The sequence below is a fragment of the Orenia metallireducens genome (assembly GCF_001693735.1).
GTDB lineage: Bacteria > Bacillota > Halanaerobiia > Halobacteroidales > Halobacteroidaceae > Orenia > Orenia metallireducens.
This window is the reverse complement of the sequence record NZ_LWDV01000007.1, coordinates 278,610-295,073: the sequence shown is the minus strand read 5'-3', so window position 1 is coordinate 295,073 and position 16,464 is coordinate 278,610. Positions and strand designations below refer to the sequence as shown.

Genomic DNA, 16,464 nt, shown 5'->3' with positions numbered 1-16,464 from the left:
AATCAGGTGAAATTAGTAACAGGAGCTGAGATGAAAGAGGTTGACAGATATAGTATTGAAGAAATTGGAATCTCTGGTCTAGTCCTGATGGAGAATGCAGGTAAAGAGGTTGCCCAAGCTATTATAGAATTTTTGGGTGATTTAAAAGATAAGCAGGTCATTATTTTAGCAGGTAAAGGTAATAATGGTGGAGACGGTTTTGTTATTAGCAGGTTACTAATAGAGCATGGTATTGGAGTAAAGACTATTCTGCTAGGTAAGAAAGAAGATACTAGTGAAGATGCCAAAGTTAATTTAGAAATTTTAGATAAGTTAGGGATTGAAGTACAGGAAATAATCAGTAAGGAAGAGACATTAGCATTAAAAGGTACTTTAGATAAGGCCGATTTAATAGTAGATGCTCTATTAGGAACAGGAATTAAAGGGGAGCTTAGAGGATTATACCCTAAACTAATTACTTTGGTGAATAACTCGCCCACTTCTGTAATTGCAGTGGATATTCCTTCAGGTGTAGAAGCAGATACAGGAAGAGTTGCTGATATAGCTATTGAAGCTCAAGAGACCATCACCTTTGCTCTACCAAAGATAGGAACTATATTGTACCCTGGAGCAGATTTTGTAGGTGATTTAAAGGTTGTAGATATTGGGATTCCTCAGATGGTGATTGATAAGCAAGATTTTAAGATAGATTTAATCACTTCTGAATTGGTTAATAAATTACTCCCTATAAGAGCAGCCGATAGTCATAAAGGAAGTTATGGTAAACTCTTATTAGTAGCTGGCTCAACTGGAATGACTGGAGCAGCTACTTTGGCTACCCAGGCAAGCTTGAGAATAGGGGCTGGTCTAGTAACACTAGGTACTCCAAGAAGCTTGAACCCTATTCTAGAGAACAAATTGACAGAAGCGATGACCTATCCTTTAGGCGAAAGTAAAGAAGGGGTTCTATCAAGGGAATCGGTAATTGAGATTAAAAGGTTACTAAATGATAGAGATGTATTAGCAATTGGACCAGGGTTAACTGCTAATGATGAGATTAGTTATATACTCAACCACCTTCTTGAAAAGACTGATAAACCTATGGTGGTTGATGCTGATGGACTTAATGTAATTTCTGATTTAAATATTCTAAAAGGAAGAGGTGCTCCTACAATTTTGACTCCTCATCCAGGGGAATTATCTAGGCTAATCAATAAGTCAATTGAAATAATCAGAGATAACCCTATTGAGGTAGCTAAGAATTTTGCTAGAGATTATAATGTTACCTTAGTTTTGAAGGGGGCTAGGACTATAATAGCTACTCCTCAAGGGCAAATTTATATCAACCATACCGGTAATTCTGGTCTGGCTACTGGTGGTAGTGGAGATGTCTTGACAGGGTTAATCTCAGGGTTACTTGTCCAAGGGATTGATGAAGTATCTGCTACTATTATAGGTGTATATTTACATGGTTTAGCTGCTGACTTGGCAGCAGAGGATTTGACAGAGTATTCTTTATTGCCAAGTGATATAATAGATTATTTACCACAATCATTGAAGGCAGTAAGGAGTGATAAGTAAAATAATCCTTTGCTACTTACTGCTCACTATTTACTAATTCAAGGAGGGGATAATATGTTAGCTAAAGATATCATGACTGAAGAAGTGGTTTCAGTAAGACCTGAACAGACTGTAAAAGAGGTAGCTAAAATTTTAACAGATAATAAGATTAGTGGAGTTCCGGTTTTGGAAGATGGTAAATTAATAGGGATTGTTAGTGAGGGTGATTTGATTACTCGAGATAAGAAGTTACAATTTCCTAACTATGTTTACTTCTTGGATAGTGTCTTCTATTTGGATAGTTTGGAGAAGTTCGAAAAGGACTTTAAGAAGATGGTTGGAGTTCAAGTAAAAGATATTATGACAGCAGATGTAATAACTGTTACTCCTGATACTGAGGTAGAAGAGATAGCTACTATCTTGACTGAGGATGGGGTCAATCGTGTTCCTGTAGTTGAAGATGGTAAATTAGTTGGTATTGTAAGCCGTGGAGATATTGTTAGATGTATTGGTGAAGGATTATTAGATTAAGTCTGAGTATAAAAATTAAATAAATGTATAGTAGATTTGATAGATTTTTGACGATTATAAACTTTTTTGCTATACTCATTAATGTAAATACACCCTTAAGGGTGTATTTTCTTATGAGAGGAGTGTTAAGTTTATATTATGGTTAATTTAGTTATTAGAGATTTGGCTAGAGGTACTGGACCTGGTGATATAGTAGGGGCTTTTATTAATGAGGCTAAGATAGAATCTAGTCAAATTGGAAAGATTGACTTTCATGATAAGATTGCTCTTGTAGAGATAAAGGATAGTGTTGCTAAAAAAGTAGCAGATGTGATGAACAATAATAAGATAGCAGGTAAGAATGTTAGAGTAGAGATTGATAATAATTTTATGGATAGATTAAGGTATATAGATGATTATGTAAGCAAATATAGATATTTAGTCCAATTAGAACGTAAAGAAGAGATGAGAGTTCAAGAGTTAGAGATTAAGAATCTAACTGGACGTCAAAGAGAGAAGAAAGGACGAGCTATCCTACATTTAAGAGGTAGAGACCAAGGGCAAGGATTTGCTGGAAAGTTCCTAGTTAAGTTTATTAGACAGAAAAGGGGAGAGACACTACCTGATACGCAAATTAGTGTTGGTGATCTGGTGATGATTAGTAAAGGTAACCCCTTAGCTAAAGATAATCCTACAGGAACAGTAGTAGAGATGAGTAATTATGCCATAACTGTAGTTTTTGATAAGAAACCACCTAAGTTTATTTATAATAAAGGCTTAAGGTTAGATTTATATGTTAATGATATTACTTTTCAAAGAATGTTAGATGCTTTGGGTAGATTAAAATCTGCTCAAGGTAGGTTGGCAGAGTTAAGGGATAAAATAGTAGGATTAGAAAGATTAGAATTTGGAGAAGATATCTCTATAAACTTCAAAAATAAGCTCCTAGACTCATCACAACAAGAGGCAGTAAAAGCTGCTTTAGCAGCAAAAGATTTATTTTTAGTCCATGGACCTCCTGGAACAGGAAAGACAGTAACTGCAATTGAAATTTTAGAGCAGAGTATTGAGCAGGATAAAAGTATCTTGGCTACAGCAGATTCCAATACTGCTGTAGATAATTTGGTAGAGCGATTGGTCAAGAGAGGTAGGAAGGTATTAAGAGTTGGCCATCCTGCTAGAGTAACACCTCTTTTAAGGGAGCATACTTTAGATTGTTTAATCGATGAGCATCCTAAATATCAGAAGGCCAAGCAAGTTAGAGAGAAAGCCTATAAGGTTCTAGAAGAGCAGAAAAAGTATATCCATCCTAGCGGCAGATGGAGAAGAGGAATGAGTAATAATGAAATAAAATCTTTAGCTAAGCAAGGTCGAGGGAGTAGAGGAATTTCTCCTCATAAGATTAAAGAGATGGGGGAATGGCTGAAGCTACAGGATAAAATTGATAGGCTATTTAAAAAGGTTGATAGATTAGAGGAGGAAGCAGTTAGAGAACTAATTGGTGAAGCTGAGGTAGTCTGTGCTACCAACTCTACAGCAGGTTCTGAAGTTTTAGAAGCAGAAGTCTTTGATTTACTATTAGTAGATGAGGCTACTCAAGCTACAGAGCCTTCTACGTTGATACCCTTTGTTAAAGCAGATAAAGTTATCTTAGTTGGTGACCATAAACAGTTACCTCCGACTATACTAAATCAAAAGGCTAAAAATGAAGGTCTGGCAGAATCTTTATTTGAGAGGTTATTAGAGATTTATGGTTCTGAGATTAAGGTAATGTTAAATACCCAGTATAGAATGAATGAGCAGATAATGAATTTTGCTAGTCAAGAGTTTTATAATGGTAATTTGGTAGTAGCTTCTGAGATAAAGGATATCAATCTTAAAGATTTAAATATCACTATTTCGGCAGGAAATTCTCCAGCAGAGCAGGCTTTTAACCGTCAAGAAGGGATTATATTCTTTGATACGCAAGGGATGGAAGCACCTGAAAGATCTAAAAAAGATTCCAAGTCTATCTATAATAGAATTGAAGCAGAGTTGAGTGTGGAGATTATTAAACATGGGATTAGTGCTGGGATTGATGTCAGTGAGATTGCTCTAATTTCTCCTTATAAAGCTCAAGTTGATTTGGTTAAGAAGTTACTAAAAGGAGAAGAGATAGAAGTAAATACTATAGATGGCTTTCAAGGTAGAGAGAAAGAGGTAGTTATCTTATCTCTAGTAAGAAGTAATCTTAAAGGTAATACTGGTTTTTTAAAGGATATTAGAAGGTTAAATGTCTCTGTCACTAGAGCCAAAAGAAGGTTGATCATTATTGGAGATTCTGTTACTATATCCAACAATTCAATTTATAGTAAGTTAATAGAATATGTTAAATCTAATGGATATTACTACAAATTGTAAAGGTGATTTGGTATAAATTACTTGTCCAAATCGATTAATAAGTTTTCCCCTCTATTGACATCTGGCTTATAAAAATATATAATTACTTTAGTGGCTTTTTGTATAGTTATAACTTATTATGAGGTGATAAAATACTATGGGTCAAAGCCAATTCCTAAAAAGAAGAGTTTATAGTAAGGTAGAAGATAGAGAGAAATTAAAAGAGAGATTAAAAAGAGGCTATTGCCAAATGGCAGAGATAAATTTAAAATTGGCCCAAGAGGGATTGCCAGCAGATAGAGAGGCTTATCAATATTTTTAGAATATATGGAGACGTTAATAGCGTCTCTTTTTATTCATTAAAATGTATAAATTGCAGAGAATTGTAAAAACTAGGATATAGATTATTTTTTTATCCCTGTGTAATCATAAAATTTATACACGTTATAAAATTATTAAACATATATTAATGTAAGTTTGAGCTACAACTTGGAGGTGTTCTTTTTGACTACTAATTTAAAGAAAGTTATGATCAGTTTGCCTAATAATTTATTGCAAGAAATCGATGGCTTCATTAAAGAGGATAATCAAGATCGTAGTCAATTTATTAGTGATGCTATGGAGATCTATGTTAATCAATTACGCACAAGTAAATTTCGAGATGAGATGAAGCAGGGGTATTTAGAGATGGCTAAAATAAATCTTTGTATAGCAACAGAATGCTTTATGGTTGAGAATAACACCTTTTTTAATTATGAGGCTAGATTAGCGGAGTGTGATTAAATTGACAATTAAACGAGGTGATGTTTACTATGCAGATTTGAACCCTGTTGTTGGTTCAGAGCAAGGGGGGATTAGACCTGTATTGGTAATTCAGAATGATATCGGAAATAAATATAGTCCTACAGTAATTATTGCAGCAATTACTTCTAAAATTGATAAAGCAAAGCTTCCTACCCATGTAGAAATTGATGCAACGACCTCTAGTTTAGATAGAGACTCAGTTATTTTATTAGAACAGATTAGGACTATAGATAAGAAACGTTTAAAAAGACATGTAACTCATCTCGGCGATAGGATAGTAGAGGAAGTAAATAAAGCACTAGAGATTAGTATTGGTCTAGTTGAATTATAGAACTCAATTCTGTAGCTAAGTAATTTAAATTACTTAGCTAAAATTATTTTTTGTTATCTTTCTCTTCCTTAAGTAATATATATAAATTAAGTTTGAGGTTAAGTCTAAAGAGAAATAAAAACTTTATATTTAAGTAAATCTCAAACTTAAACTCAAATTACTTAAGGAAGTGAGAGTATGGATGAGATTATTAAATATATTGAAGAGATAGAAGAGGAATTGATTTCAATTAGAAGGGATATCCATCAATACCCTGAGGTAGGCTTTGAAGAGCATAGGACTTCTCAAAAGATAGTTGATTTTTTAGAGGAATTAGACATAAAGGTTGATAGGCTAGCTAAAACAGGAGTAGTTGCTCTGTTGGATTGTGGAGAAGGACCGGTGATTGCCTTAAGGGCTGATATTGATGCTTTACCGATTGAAGAGAAGACTGAAGTTAGTTACAAGTCGAAGGTTAAAGGTATAATGCATGCTTGTGGACATGATGGACATACTGCAATACTATTGGGAGTAGCTAAGGTATTGAGTAAGTTTAGAGATAGGTTAAAGGGAAAGGTTAAATTTATCTTTCAACCAGCTGAAGAAGGACCAGGGGGGGCTTTCCCCTTAATTGAGGCAGGAGTTTTAGAAGGACCAAAGGTTGATAATATCTTTGGACTACATATAGAGGAGTCACTTCCTACTGGGACTATAGGGATACAACCTAAGGTAGGGTCAGCAGCAGCTGATGAAATCGATATACTAATCAAAGGGAAGGGAGGACATGCTGCAGCACCACATCAGGGAGTAGATGCAATTATTACTGCAAGCCAAGTAATAACGGCTTTACAGACTGTTATTAGTAGGCAGATTAATCCCCAGAAATCAGCGGTAATAAGTTTAGGGACTATTAATGGTGGATATAAAAGAAATGTTATTGCTGATGAAGTGAAGGTAACAGGAACGGTTCGGACAACTGACCCAGATTTAAGGAAGATGATGCCTGAAATGATAGAACAGATTATCAAAGGCATTACCCTAAGTCAGAGGTCTGATTATGAGCTTGATTATAGGTTTGGTTATCCAGTATTAATTAATTCTACAGAATTAGTACAGGAGGTTAAAGGGGCTATAGGTTCAATACCCTATGTTGACGATATTAAGTATATCTTAAGATCTTCAATGGGGGCGGAAGATTTTGCTTATTACTTAAAAGAAGTTCCTGGTATCTTTTTTAGATTAGGGGCTGCAGACCCTCAGGAAGATTATTATCCTGGGCATCATCCTAAATTTAATTTTGATGAAAAAGCATTAAAGATAGGGGTGGCACTTTTTGTCTATATTACTTTAAATAGAATAGAGGAGTAATGCCACTATTTATAGAATATATCAATTAGATACTGACTTTAGAAGATTTGATAATTATTATAGAGTTTAAATAAGTTGAAGAATATTAAATTTTCTAGTGAAAATTACGGAATATATAGCTAAATATTGACTAAGATGATTAATACAGCATTTAGTAGCTAGTGGTAGGTAATTAGTAAAGCTATTTGCTATTGACTTATTACTAGTTACTTATCACTGTCTTAACATAGCAATTTGGAAGAAGGAGGTTATGAAGTTGAAGAGATATTTGTTGGCTTTTGTTTTAGTTATAGCAGTATTATCTTCGAGTCCAATTGAAGCAGAAGAGATATCTGCTAAGAGTTTGTTAGCAGATGTAATATCTCAATTAGAGCAAGTAGAAGACTTTAAAGGGACAATTGTATCTAAACTATATTTAGGTGAAGAAGTAATTGATTATCGCACACAAGTGATGAAATCTAAAACTAGGTTTATGAGTAATAATTTAAGTGATAATAGTCAATTAGAATCAGAAGAGAATAAATTATTAAACTCTATTCCCTGGATTTATTTGCCTCCAAATTATAATATTTTAAAGAACTCCCTACCTTTAGAAGGGCAATTAGATTACCAAGAACCCTTAGATAAGCTTAGTAATTTATATAATGTAGAATTATTAGGTGAATCTATTGATGGTGAGCGGGAAGTTTATATTATCCAATTAGAGAATATGCTTGCAATGCAAAGAATATTTGTGGATAAAGAGTATAAGACTATCTCTAAAATCGAAATCTTTAATGGGGCTAATATTAGGTTGGCTACTATTAATTATAGAGATATTAGTTTATTTGATTCTAATATCTGGTTACCAGCCAAGATAGTGGTTAGTGATGGTAGAGGAAGGCTATTAATGGAGGTTATTTATCAAAACTGGGGTATTAATGTTGGGTTGACTGAATTTGATTTTGCTAAAGGTTTTGATACAGATTATCAGACTAAAATTAAGCAGCTTAAAGAGAAGATAAAAGAGCAACGGGATAATGATAAGTTGCATTGGCTATTGAGTGATTTATATGTGAAAGATGGTAATTTAGAAGAAGCTGTCAACAGTTTACAGAATGCTATTAGGACAAAAGATAGTATAGAGTATAGAAAGAAGCTAGTAGAGATATATCAAATGCAAGGAAAATATAGAGAGGCTTTAGGTGAAGTTAGAGTAGCGCTGCAATCAGCTTATAATGATGCAGAGCTAAACTATCTATTAGGTGAGGTACAGTTACAGTTAGGTAGAATTGATAATGCTCGTCATTCTTTAGAAAAGGCAGTCGATTTAGATCCGAAGAACACTCTTTATTTAGAAAAGCTATTCTGGGTCTATAGTAATTTAGCTGAAGAATCTGGCAAATATATGCTAGAGCGGGCTGAAGGTGTAGCAGAGAAATTAGTTAAGTTAGAACCTAAAAATAAGAGCTATAGAATCTATTTAGCTGATATATATCTTGAAAAAGGTGAAGAATTTAAGGCTTATCAAGTCTATTCTAAAGCAGTTGAGTTAGCTCCTGAGGATACTTGGGTTTACATCAAACTGGCTCAATTTTATGACAAGATAGATAAAGATAATAAGGCTGAGGAATTATATGAATATATCGTCTACTTAGATGATTCCTTAGAAAATCAAAGGCGTTTGGCTGACTTTTATTTTGAAGAAGGAAAGTATGAATTGGCTTTAAAAGAGTATAAAGTTCTGCAAAGTAGAAGTGCAGGTAATTTGAATTTGAAATTTAAAGTGGCAGAAAGTTACTTAGCTACTGGGGATAGAGAAAGAGGCTTAGATATCTTTAATAAGATTTTAGAAGAGAATAGTTTTGGAGAATTCTATTTACAGATAGGAGATATAGTGAAGCAGTATGACCTTGATTCAGCAATTGATATCTATCATTCTGCATTGAAAAAAGAAGGTCTATTAACAGATGAAGAGATAGAGGAGATTTATAGACGTTTAGGGTATATCTACTTTGAGGAAGAAGACCAAAAGAAATTAAATAAGTTAGATCAACTATTAGAGATTGACTCTCAAATGAAAATATACCAATTATTGGGTAAGTATAAGTTTTCAGCTGGAGATTTAGAGAAGGCTATCTCTTATTTTAAACTAGCACTGGACCGACAAGATAATGTAGAGAATCATTATAATCTGGCTTTAGCTTATCTAATGGTTGATCATCTTGATTTGGCTAGGCAAGAAGCAGAAAAGATAGCAGAGATAGAAGAAGGGACTATAGGGGCAGAGATATTAGAATTAATTGATAGAGTAAGTAGTTTACAGAAGGAATATAAAGATATCTATGTACCAGGAAGAATCAATCGTATCAAAGGTGATAGGTTACGCCAACAAGGTAAGTTGATTGAGGCTTTATTTAGGTACAGAGAATCTATCTTTGAAAATTATGATTATAAATTACCATACTTTTATGTAGGTCTTATCAGTGCAATTAGAGAGGATAATCTACAATTAGAGATGGCTAAATCTGTGTTAGAAGGAGAAGAACTTAAACTATTAAAGGATTTATTAATTCATATAGAAGACATGAATAGGTTTTAAACCTTTAGCTACTAGCTATTAATAGCTAGTAGCTAATTTTTATTTGGATAAATTTATAGTAAATCTACTTGTATTTGATAGTTAATTAATGATATTATCTAGGGTAGTATTCCGTTAGAATTAAATAAGCTATCTTTTATTAGGATAGACTAGATGAAAAGTGAAGGAAAAAAAACATATGTGGAGAATGAAGTTATTATAAAGTTGTTATCTATTAGACAGATAGAGGAGATTTTAGATAGTTTTTATGATCTATTGGATAGCAATATAGTAAGTTAATTATAATATAATAAATAAAGAGGTGGAATTTAATAATGATTAAGATTAATACAAGCAATCCCGAGGAAACCTTCAAGGTAGGAGAAGAATTAGGAAAGAAATTAGCACCTGGAGATATTGTTTGTTTACAAGGGGATTTAGGAGCTGGCAAGACTAGCTTAGCTAAAGGAATTTGTGCAGGGTTAGGGGTTAAAGGTGATATCACTAGTCCAACTTATACTATTGTCAATGAATACAGAGGTAAGTATAAGGTTAACCATATGGATCTTTATCGTATTCGCCGAGAGGATGAATTGTTTGATTTAGGATTTGAAGATTACTTATATGGTGATGGTGTTACTATTATTGAATGGCCTGATAAATCAGGCTCATTGATGCCTGACCAATATTTAGATATTAATTTGAGGGGAGAAGGAACTGACAGGGAGATTCGGATCATCCCCCAAGCAAATAAATTTATTGAATTGATGGCGGAGTTGAAAAAAGATGTTGACGTTAGCAATCGATAGTTCTACAAATACAGGAAGTATAGCCTTAATTTCTGAAGATGGTTTGATAGGTGAAGAGTTATTGAATTTAACTGATACTCATTCTCAGCGATTGATGCCTCAATTAGTCAACTTATTAGAGGGTTCGGGTTATGAACCTAAAGATTTAGAAGGGGTTGGTGTAGGATTAGGACCTGGTTCTTTTACTGGAATCAGAATTGGTCTAACTACTGCTAAGACTCTAGCTCAGTCATTGAAGATACCTATTATAGGTATCTCTACTTTAGAGGCTATGGCATATAATCTAAAGTATACTTCTGCCTATCTATGTCCAATGATAGATGGTAGAAGAGATAGGGTTTTTACGGTCTTATATAAAGGTAAAGGGTACTTAGAAGCAGAGAGCCAGGAGTCTTTAATTGCAATTGATGATTTGCTAAAAGAGTTAGTTGATATAGAGGAAGATATTTATTTTATTGGAGAGGTAGCCAATAAGTATAGAGATAAAATCATGGAAGAGGTTAAGGAACCTAGATTTGTGAGTTCTAGCTTCAACTTACCTAAGGCTTCAATTATAGGTGAGCTATCTCTAAAGAGGTTACTTGCAGGTAAAGAGGATAATCTATTTACCTTAACGCCTAATTATCTTAAGCGTTCACAAGCAGAGATTCAATGGGAGAAGAAGTATAATAAGTGAGAGGATGTAATTGGAGTTGAATAATTTAGAGATTAGACCAATGGTAACTGCTGATATCCAAGATATATTGATGATTGAAGAAGAATCCTTCAGTAGTCCATGGTCTAAAAATGCTTTTATGAGTGAATTGAAAAATCAGTATGCATATTATCTAGTGGCTAGTATAGGTGATAAATTAGTAGCTTATATCGGGGCTTGGCTAATCTTTGAGGAGGCCCATATTACCACCTTAGCTGTTGCTAAAGAGTATAGAAGGCAGGGAATAGCCACTTTGATATTAGAGGAATTATTTAAGGATGTTAGGGAGAATCAGATTAATAAAGCCACTTTAGAGGTGAGAGTCTCTAATCATAAAGCAAAAAAATTATACCTTCAGGAAGGCTTTGTAGAGGTTGGAGTACGCAAGAATTATTACAGTGATAATAAAGAAGATGCAGTGATTATGTGGAAACAACTTTAAGTGTAATGTGCAATTTATAGTATTTAGGGGGAAAAGAACTTCCCTATTTATCTTTTCCTGTAATTGATAATTTTAAATTAGTATATGGGAGGTGAATACATAATGTCAGATAGTTTTTTAACATTAGGAATTGAGAGTTCTTGTGATGAAACATCAGCAGCAGTAATTAAGGATGGTAAAGAGGTATTATCAAATGTGATAGCCTCTCAAATTAATTTACATCGGAAGTTTGGTGGGGTTGTCCCTGAAATTGCTTCTCGTAAGCATGTAGAGTTAATTAATCCAGTAATTGAGGATGCTTTAGAGGAAGCAGGGGTAGACTATGAGGAGTTGTCTTTGGTAGCTGTCACTTATGGACCAGGCTTGGTTGGAGGGTTATTGGTTGGAATTGCAGCAGCTAAGGCTATAGCTTATGCTCATAATATACCTTTAGTTGGAGTAAATCATATTGAAGGACATATTTACTCTAACTTTATCTCCCATCCAGAGATAGAGCCACCATTGCTCTGTTTAACAGTATCAGGAGGTCATACCGATTTATTATACTTTGAAGAGCTAGGTTCTTATCAGATTTTGGGTAGAACCAAAGATGATGCCGCTGGTGAAGCCTTTGACAAAGTAGCTAGAGTAATGGAGATTGGTTATCCAGGAGGACCAGCCATTGATAAATTGGCTAAAGAAGGAGACAGTCAAGCAATTGACTTACCTCGTCCATTAATCTATGATGATAATTATGACTTTAGTTTTAGTGGGCTAAAGACAGCTGTTTTAAATTACATAAATCAGAAGAAACAGAAGGGTGAAGAGGTTCCTCAGGCTGATTTAGCAGCAAGCTTCCAACAGGCGGTAGTAGATGTCTTAACAGCTAAAGTATTTAAAGCTGCCCAAGATAAAGGAGTTAAGAAGGTTCTATTATCAGGTGGTGTCTCTGCTAATAGTCATTTGAGAAGAGAATTAGAAGAGAAGCTAGATGAATTAGAGATTAAGCTATACTATCCTCAGCCAAAGTTATGTACTGATAATGCTGCGATGATTGGAACAGCTGTCTATTTTAAGTATCAACTGACTGGAGAGATAGCACCATATTCATTAAATGCAAATCCTAATCTTAAGTTAGGTTAAGTGGATCCTCCTGAATTTCAGGGGGATTTATTTATTACACTATGGGTATATTCAGACAGTAACGAGTGATGAGTAATAGGTGACAAGTTAAGTTCTTTACTGGTTACTCGTCACTATCGTTGAAAAAGGTGTGAATTATATGAACTATTCAGAACAGCAATTAGCTATATTATCAGCTCAAGAGAGTAATATCTTAGCAATTACTTCAGTATGTAATGTAAGATGTTTATTCTGTAGCCATCAAGGAAATCCTAGTGATATTAGAACCTTTTCTTCAGGTCACCGCTCTCTTGAGGAGATAGAAGAGATTATTGAATTTATAGATAAGGATAAGAAGATTGTAATAGGTGAATCTATTACCCGTATTTGTGAGGGGGAGCCCTTTACCCATCCTCAGATTATAGATATATTAAGATTATTGAGAAAGAAATTTCCTGAAACTTTAATTCAAATTACAACAAATGGTAGTAGATTGACTGAAGAAAATCTTAAATTACTAGAGAGCTTGCAGCCTATAGAAATCAATCTATCCTTAAATAGTAGTAGTTTAAGTGGAAGAGACAAGTTGATGAAGGATAGACGTGGTGAGGTTGTCTTAGAGGCAATTAAAAGGTTAAAGGAGCTAGATATCACTTATCATGGTAGTATTGTGGCTATGCCCCATATCACAGGGTGGAATGATTTGGAAGAGAGTATAGAGTATCTTGATACTTATCATGCGCAGACTATCAGAGTGTTCTTACCTGGTTATACTAAATATAGCCCTGAGAGTATGAAGTTTGACTTAAACTTGTGGGAAGATTTAAGAGAATTTATTAACAAATGTAGGCAGAAGTATCAGACTCCAATTACCTTAGACCCAGTTAAAATAGAGAGCTTAGCTGGAGTTGTAGTTGGTGTAATTAAGGATTCACCAGCTTTTGAAGCTGGTATTAAAGTTGGAGATATAATACTTGAAGTTGATGGAGAGAAGGTATTATCTAGAGTAGATGCTTTTAATCAAATTACAGAAAAGAGTAATCCCAAGGTTTTGATAGATAATGATGGCATTTCAAAGTTAATTGAGATTAAAAAGTCTTTGAATCAGAAATCTGGTTTAGTATTTGATTATGACTTGTCTCCAAGTACATTGCAGGAGATAGAAAGGGTTATCTCTAATTATAGAGCAAATAAGACTCTACTATTAACCTCTAAATTAGCAGAAGCTAGAATTAGATTAGGGGTCGAATTACTACAGGAGAAGAATCCTAATTTAGAGATAGATATATTGGTTGTAGAGAATAGATTTTTTGGTGGCTCTATCTTAGCTGCTGGATTATTGGTAGTTGATGATTTTAGAGAGGCTTTACAGGAATATAGAGATGGATTGGCGGAGATAGATTTAATTTTATTGCCAAAGATAGCCTTCAATTATTGGGGCTTAGATTTATTAGATAAAAATTATTATCAATTAGTAGAAGAGTTTGGAGTAGAGGTTGAGATTATATAAAATATTAATGTAAGTTAAGGAGTGAGTAGATTAAAATTACTGACTGTGGAGGGATTTAAATGAAAGTAGTTGTTATTGGTGCAGGTATGGTAGGAAGTGCAGTGGTTGGTGAACTTTTGGCTCATGGTGGGATTTCAGAGATTTATCTGTTGGATCTTGACCGTGATAAAGCAGAAGGAGAAATCTTAGATTATTCCCATACAACATCTTATAATTATAATCCAAGTGCGAATCTGAAGATTGGTGACTATCATCACTGTAAAGATGCTGATTTAATCATTATGACAGCAGGACCTAGTATCAAAAAAGGTGAAACTAGAATCGATTTAGCAGGAAAGAATGCTAAAGTTATGAGAGAGATAATGGAGAATATCACTAAATATACTAAGGATGCTATTATTATTCCTGTCACTAATCCAGTAGATATAGTTACTTACGTGGCAGCAGCAGAGTTTGACTATCCTCGTAACAAGATTATTGGTACAGGGACTATAGTAGATAGTGCTCGCTTAATGAGAATTATTGGTAATAAATATAATTTAGACCCTAAGAATATCTTTGCTTATATGTTAGGGGAGCATGGTAGGACCTCTTTTGCTGCATGGAGTATCTCTAATATCTGCGGTTATACTCTTGAGGAATTTATTAAGGTAAGAGGGTTTAATATTAAACTAGATAAAGATGCTATAGAAGAAGATACTAAAAAGATTGGTATGGAGGTCTGGAGGAAGAAAGGGTATACAAATCATGGTATAGCTGCTGGAGTTGGTAGAATAGTTAAAGCTATCTCTTTAGATGAGAAGTCTATTTTGCCAGTATCAGTTCTCTTAAAAGGGGAATATGGAATTGAAGATGTAGCTCTAAGTGTACCTTGTATAGTCTCTGAAAATGGAGTGGAAAAGTTATTAGAGTTTCCTTTACCTAAAGAAGAGATAGAGAAGTTGAGGTTTTCAGCTAAATCACTAAAGGATGTAATTGAGCAGATTTAAATTTAATGAGGAGTAGGAGTGAGGAGATATTTCTAAATCTACTCACTACTCACTACTCGCTTTTATTATTTAATTAGTCAATGATTGAATAGGTGCAGGAATTCTTCCTCCACGGTGAACAAATTTATCAGCTTTAAACTTACTTACCTTCATAATTGGAGCTTCTCCTAATAAACCACCAAATACTACCTCATCACCAACAGTCTTATTAGGTGCTGGAATGATTCTAACAGCTGTAGTCTTCTTATTAATCATACCGATAGCCATCTCATCAGCTGTGATTGCTGCAATTGTTTCCGCAGTTGTATCTCCTGGAACAGCAATCATATCAAGTCCAACTGAACATACACAGGTCATAGCTTCTAACTTCTCTAAGCTTAAGGCACCAACCTTAGTTGCTTCAATCATTCCTTGGTCTTCACTGACAGGGATGAAAGCACCACTAAGTCCACCTACTGAAGAGGATGCCATTGCTCCACCCTTCTTAACAGCATCATTTAATAATGCTAGTGCAGCTGTAGTTCCATGAGTACCACAATACTCTAGTCCCATGCCTTCTAAGATATTAGCAACACTATCACCGATAGCTGGTGTTGGGGCTAAAGATAGGTCAACTATTCCAAAGGGAATTCCTAACATCTCTGAAGCAGTCTGTCCAACTAACTCTCCCATTCTAGTGATTTTAAATGCCGTTCTCTTGATTGTATCTGCTAATTCGTTAAAGTTAGCATCAGGAATCTTCTCTACTACATTCTTTACTACTCCTGGACCACTTACTCCGATATTGATAACAGTTTCAGGTTCTCCGGTTCCATGGAAAGCACCTGCCATAAATGGATTATCCTCAGGTACATTACAGAATACAACAAGTTTTGCTGCTCCAAGGCCATCTTTGTCTGCTGTTAATTCAGCACATTTCTTGATAACCTGTCCCATCTCTAAAACTGCATCCATATTGATTCCAGCCTTAGTTGAAGCAACATTAACAGAAGAACAGACTCTATCTGTAGTTGCTAAAGCTTGAGGAATAGATTTAATTAGATTTCTCTCACCACTTGTATATCCTTTATGCACTAATGCTGAAAATCCACCTATAAAGTCTACTCCAACTTCTTTAGCAGCCTTGTCCAAAGTTTGAGCAATACTTGTATAATCGGTCTCTTTACAAGCATTAGCAACAATTGAAATTGGAGTAACTGAGATTCTCTTATTTATAATAGGAACACCAAATTTCTTTTCGATTTTATTAGCTACTTTAACTAAGTCTTTAGCTTTAGTAGTAATTTTTTCATAAATGTTCTTATTTAAGATCTCAATATCGGGATGAGAACAGTCCCTTAAGCTAATTCCCATAGTTATTGTTCTGATATCAAAATTCTCTGATTCAATCATCTTTACAGTCTCTAGAATTTCTCCAGTATTGAATAGCATCTATTCTCACCTCCTCAT

Annotated in this window: 16 protein-coding genes; 15 read left to right on the top strand and 1 reads right to left on the bottom strand. The window is 34.4% G+C overall.

Annotated features, from left to right (window positions below; genetic code table 11):
* Positions 1–6: 6 nt before the first annotated feature.
* The 15 genes from U472_RS04250 (at position 7) to U472_RS04190 (ending at position 15,015) form a co-directional block, all read left to right on the top strand.
* Positions 7–1,560, top strand: a complete 1,554-nt coding sequence (locus U472_RS04250) for a bifunctional ADP-dependent NAD(P)H-hydrate dehydratase/NAD(P)H-hydrate epimerase (RefSeq protein WP_068715847.1) — start codon at positions 7–9, stop codon at positions 1,558–1,560.
* 54 nt (positions 1,561–1,614) lie between these two features.
* Positions 1,615–2,070, top strand: a complete 456-nt coding sequence (locus U472_RS04245; protein ID WP_068715845.1) for a CBS domain-containing protein — start codon at positions 1,615–1,617, stop codon at positions 2,068–2,070.
* Between the two features lie 138 nt (positions 2,071–2,208).
* On the top strand, positions 2,209–4,449 hold the full coding sequence (locus U472_RS04240; protein ID WP_068715844.1) for an IGHMBP2 family helicase: 2,241 nt from the start codon (positions 2,209–2,211) through the stop codon (positions 4,447–4,449).
* A gap of 136 nt (positions 4,450–4,585) precedes the next feature.
* Positions 4,586–4,750 (top strand): hypothetical protein, encoded by a 165-nt coding sequence (locus U472_RS16730; RefSeq protein ID WP_172431909.1) that lies wholly within the window; start codon positions 4,586–4,588, stop codon positions 4,748–4,750.
* Positions 4,751–4,932: 182 nt separating this feature from the next.
* A complete protein-coding gene (locus U472_RS04235; protein WP_245684735.1) occupies positions 4,933–5,211 on the top strand; it encodes a CopG family ribbon-helix-helix protein in 279 nt (92 codons plus the stop codon).
* 1 nt (position 5,212) lies between these two features.
* Positions 5,213–5,563 (top strand): type II toxin-antitoxin system PemK/MazF family toxin, encoded by a 351-nt coding sequence (locus U472_RS04230; RefSeq protein WP_068715842.1) that lies wholly within the window; start codon positions 5,213–5,215, stop codon positions 5,561–5,563.
* A 177-nt stretch (positions 5,564–5,740) separates the two neighbouring features.
* Positions 5,741–6,910 (top strand): M20 metallopeptidase family protein, encoded by a 1,170-nt coding sequence (locus U472_RS04225; RefSeq protein WP_068715840.1) that lies wholly within the window; start codon positions 5,741–5,743, stop codon positions 6,908–6,910.
* Positions 6,911–7,166: 256 nt separating this feature from the next.
* Positions 7,167–9,491, top strand: a complete 2,325-nt coding sequence (locus tag U472_RS04220) for a tetratricopeptide repeat protein (protein ID WP_068715838.1) — start codon at positions 7,167–7,169, stop codon at positions 9,489–9,491.
* A 153-nt stretch (positions 9,492–9,644) separates the two neighbouring features.
* Entirely contained in the window at positions 9,645–9,770 is a 126-nt protein-coding gene (locus tag U472_RS17365) for a hypothetical protein (protein WP_281201058.1), read from the top strand.
* A gap of 35 nt (positions 9,771–9,805) precedes the next feature.
* Complete coding sequence (tsaE, locus tag U472_RS04215; protein ID WP_068715836.1) at positions 9,806–10,279, top strand: tRNA (adenosine(37)-N6)-threonylcarbamoyltransferase complex ATPase subunit type 1 TsaE; 474 nt, start codon at positions 9,806–9,808, stop codon at positions 10,277–10,279.
* A complete protein-coding gene (gene tsaB, locus U472_RS04210; RefSeq protein ID WP_068715835.1) occupies positions 10,257–10,955 on the top strand; it encodes a tRNA (adenosine(37)-N6)-threonylcarbamoyltransferase complex dimerization subunit type 1 TsaB in 699 nt (232 codons plus the stop codon). Before tsaE ends, tsaB begins: the two co-directional genes overlap by 23 nt.
* A 10-nt stretch (positions 10,956–10,965) precedes the next feature.
* On the top strand, positions 10,966–11,415 hold the full coding sequence (gene rimI, locus U472_RS04205; RefSeq protein WP_068715833.1) for a ribosomal protein S18-alanine N-acetyltransferase: 450 nt from the start codon (positions 10,966–10,968) through the stop codon (positions 11,413–11,415).
* Positions 11,416–11,517: 102 nt separating this feature from the next.
* A complete protein-coding gene (gene tsaD, locus U472_RS04200; protein WP_068715831.1) occupies positions 11,518–12,537 on the top strand; it encodes a tRNA (adenosine(37)-N6)-threonylcarbamoyltransferase complex transferase subunit TsaD in 1,020 nt (339 codons plus the stop codon).
* Between the two features lie 139 nt (positions 12,538–12,676).
* Positions 12,677–14,026: a DUF512 domain-containing protein gene (locus U472_RS04195; protein WP_068715827.1), complete on the top strand. Its 1,350-nt coding sequence runs from the start codon at positions 12,677–12,679 to the stop codon at positions 14,024–14,026.
* A 59-nt stretch (positions 14,027–14,085) separates the two neighbouring features.
* Complete coding sequence (locus U472_RS04190; protein WP_068715824.1) at positions 14,086–15,015, top strand: L-lactate dehydrogenase; 930 nt, start codon at positions 14,086–14,088, stop codon at positions 15,013–15,015.
* A gap of 69 nt (positions 15,016–15,084) precedes the next feature.
* Here the strand turns inward: U472_RS04190 and U472_RS04185 are convergent, their stop codons facing one another.
* A complete protein-coding gene (locus tag U472_RS04185) occupies positions 15,085–16,446 on the bottom strand; it encodes a PFL family protein (protein ID WP_068715822.1) in 1,362 nt (453 codons plus the stop codon).
* Positions 16,447–16,464: the final 18 nt, after the last annotated feature.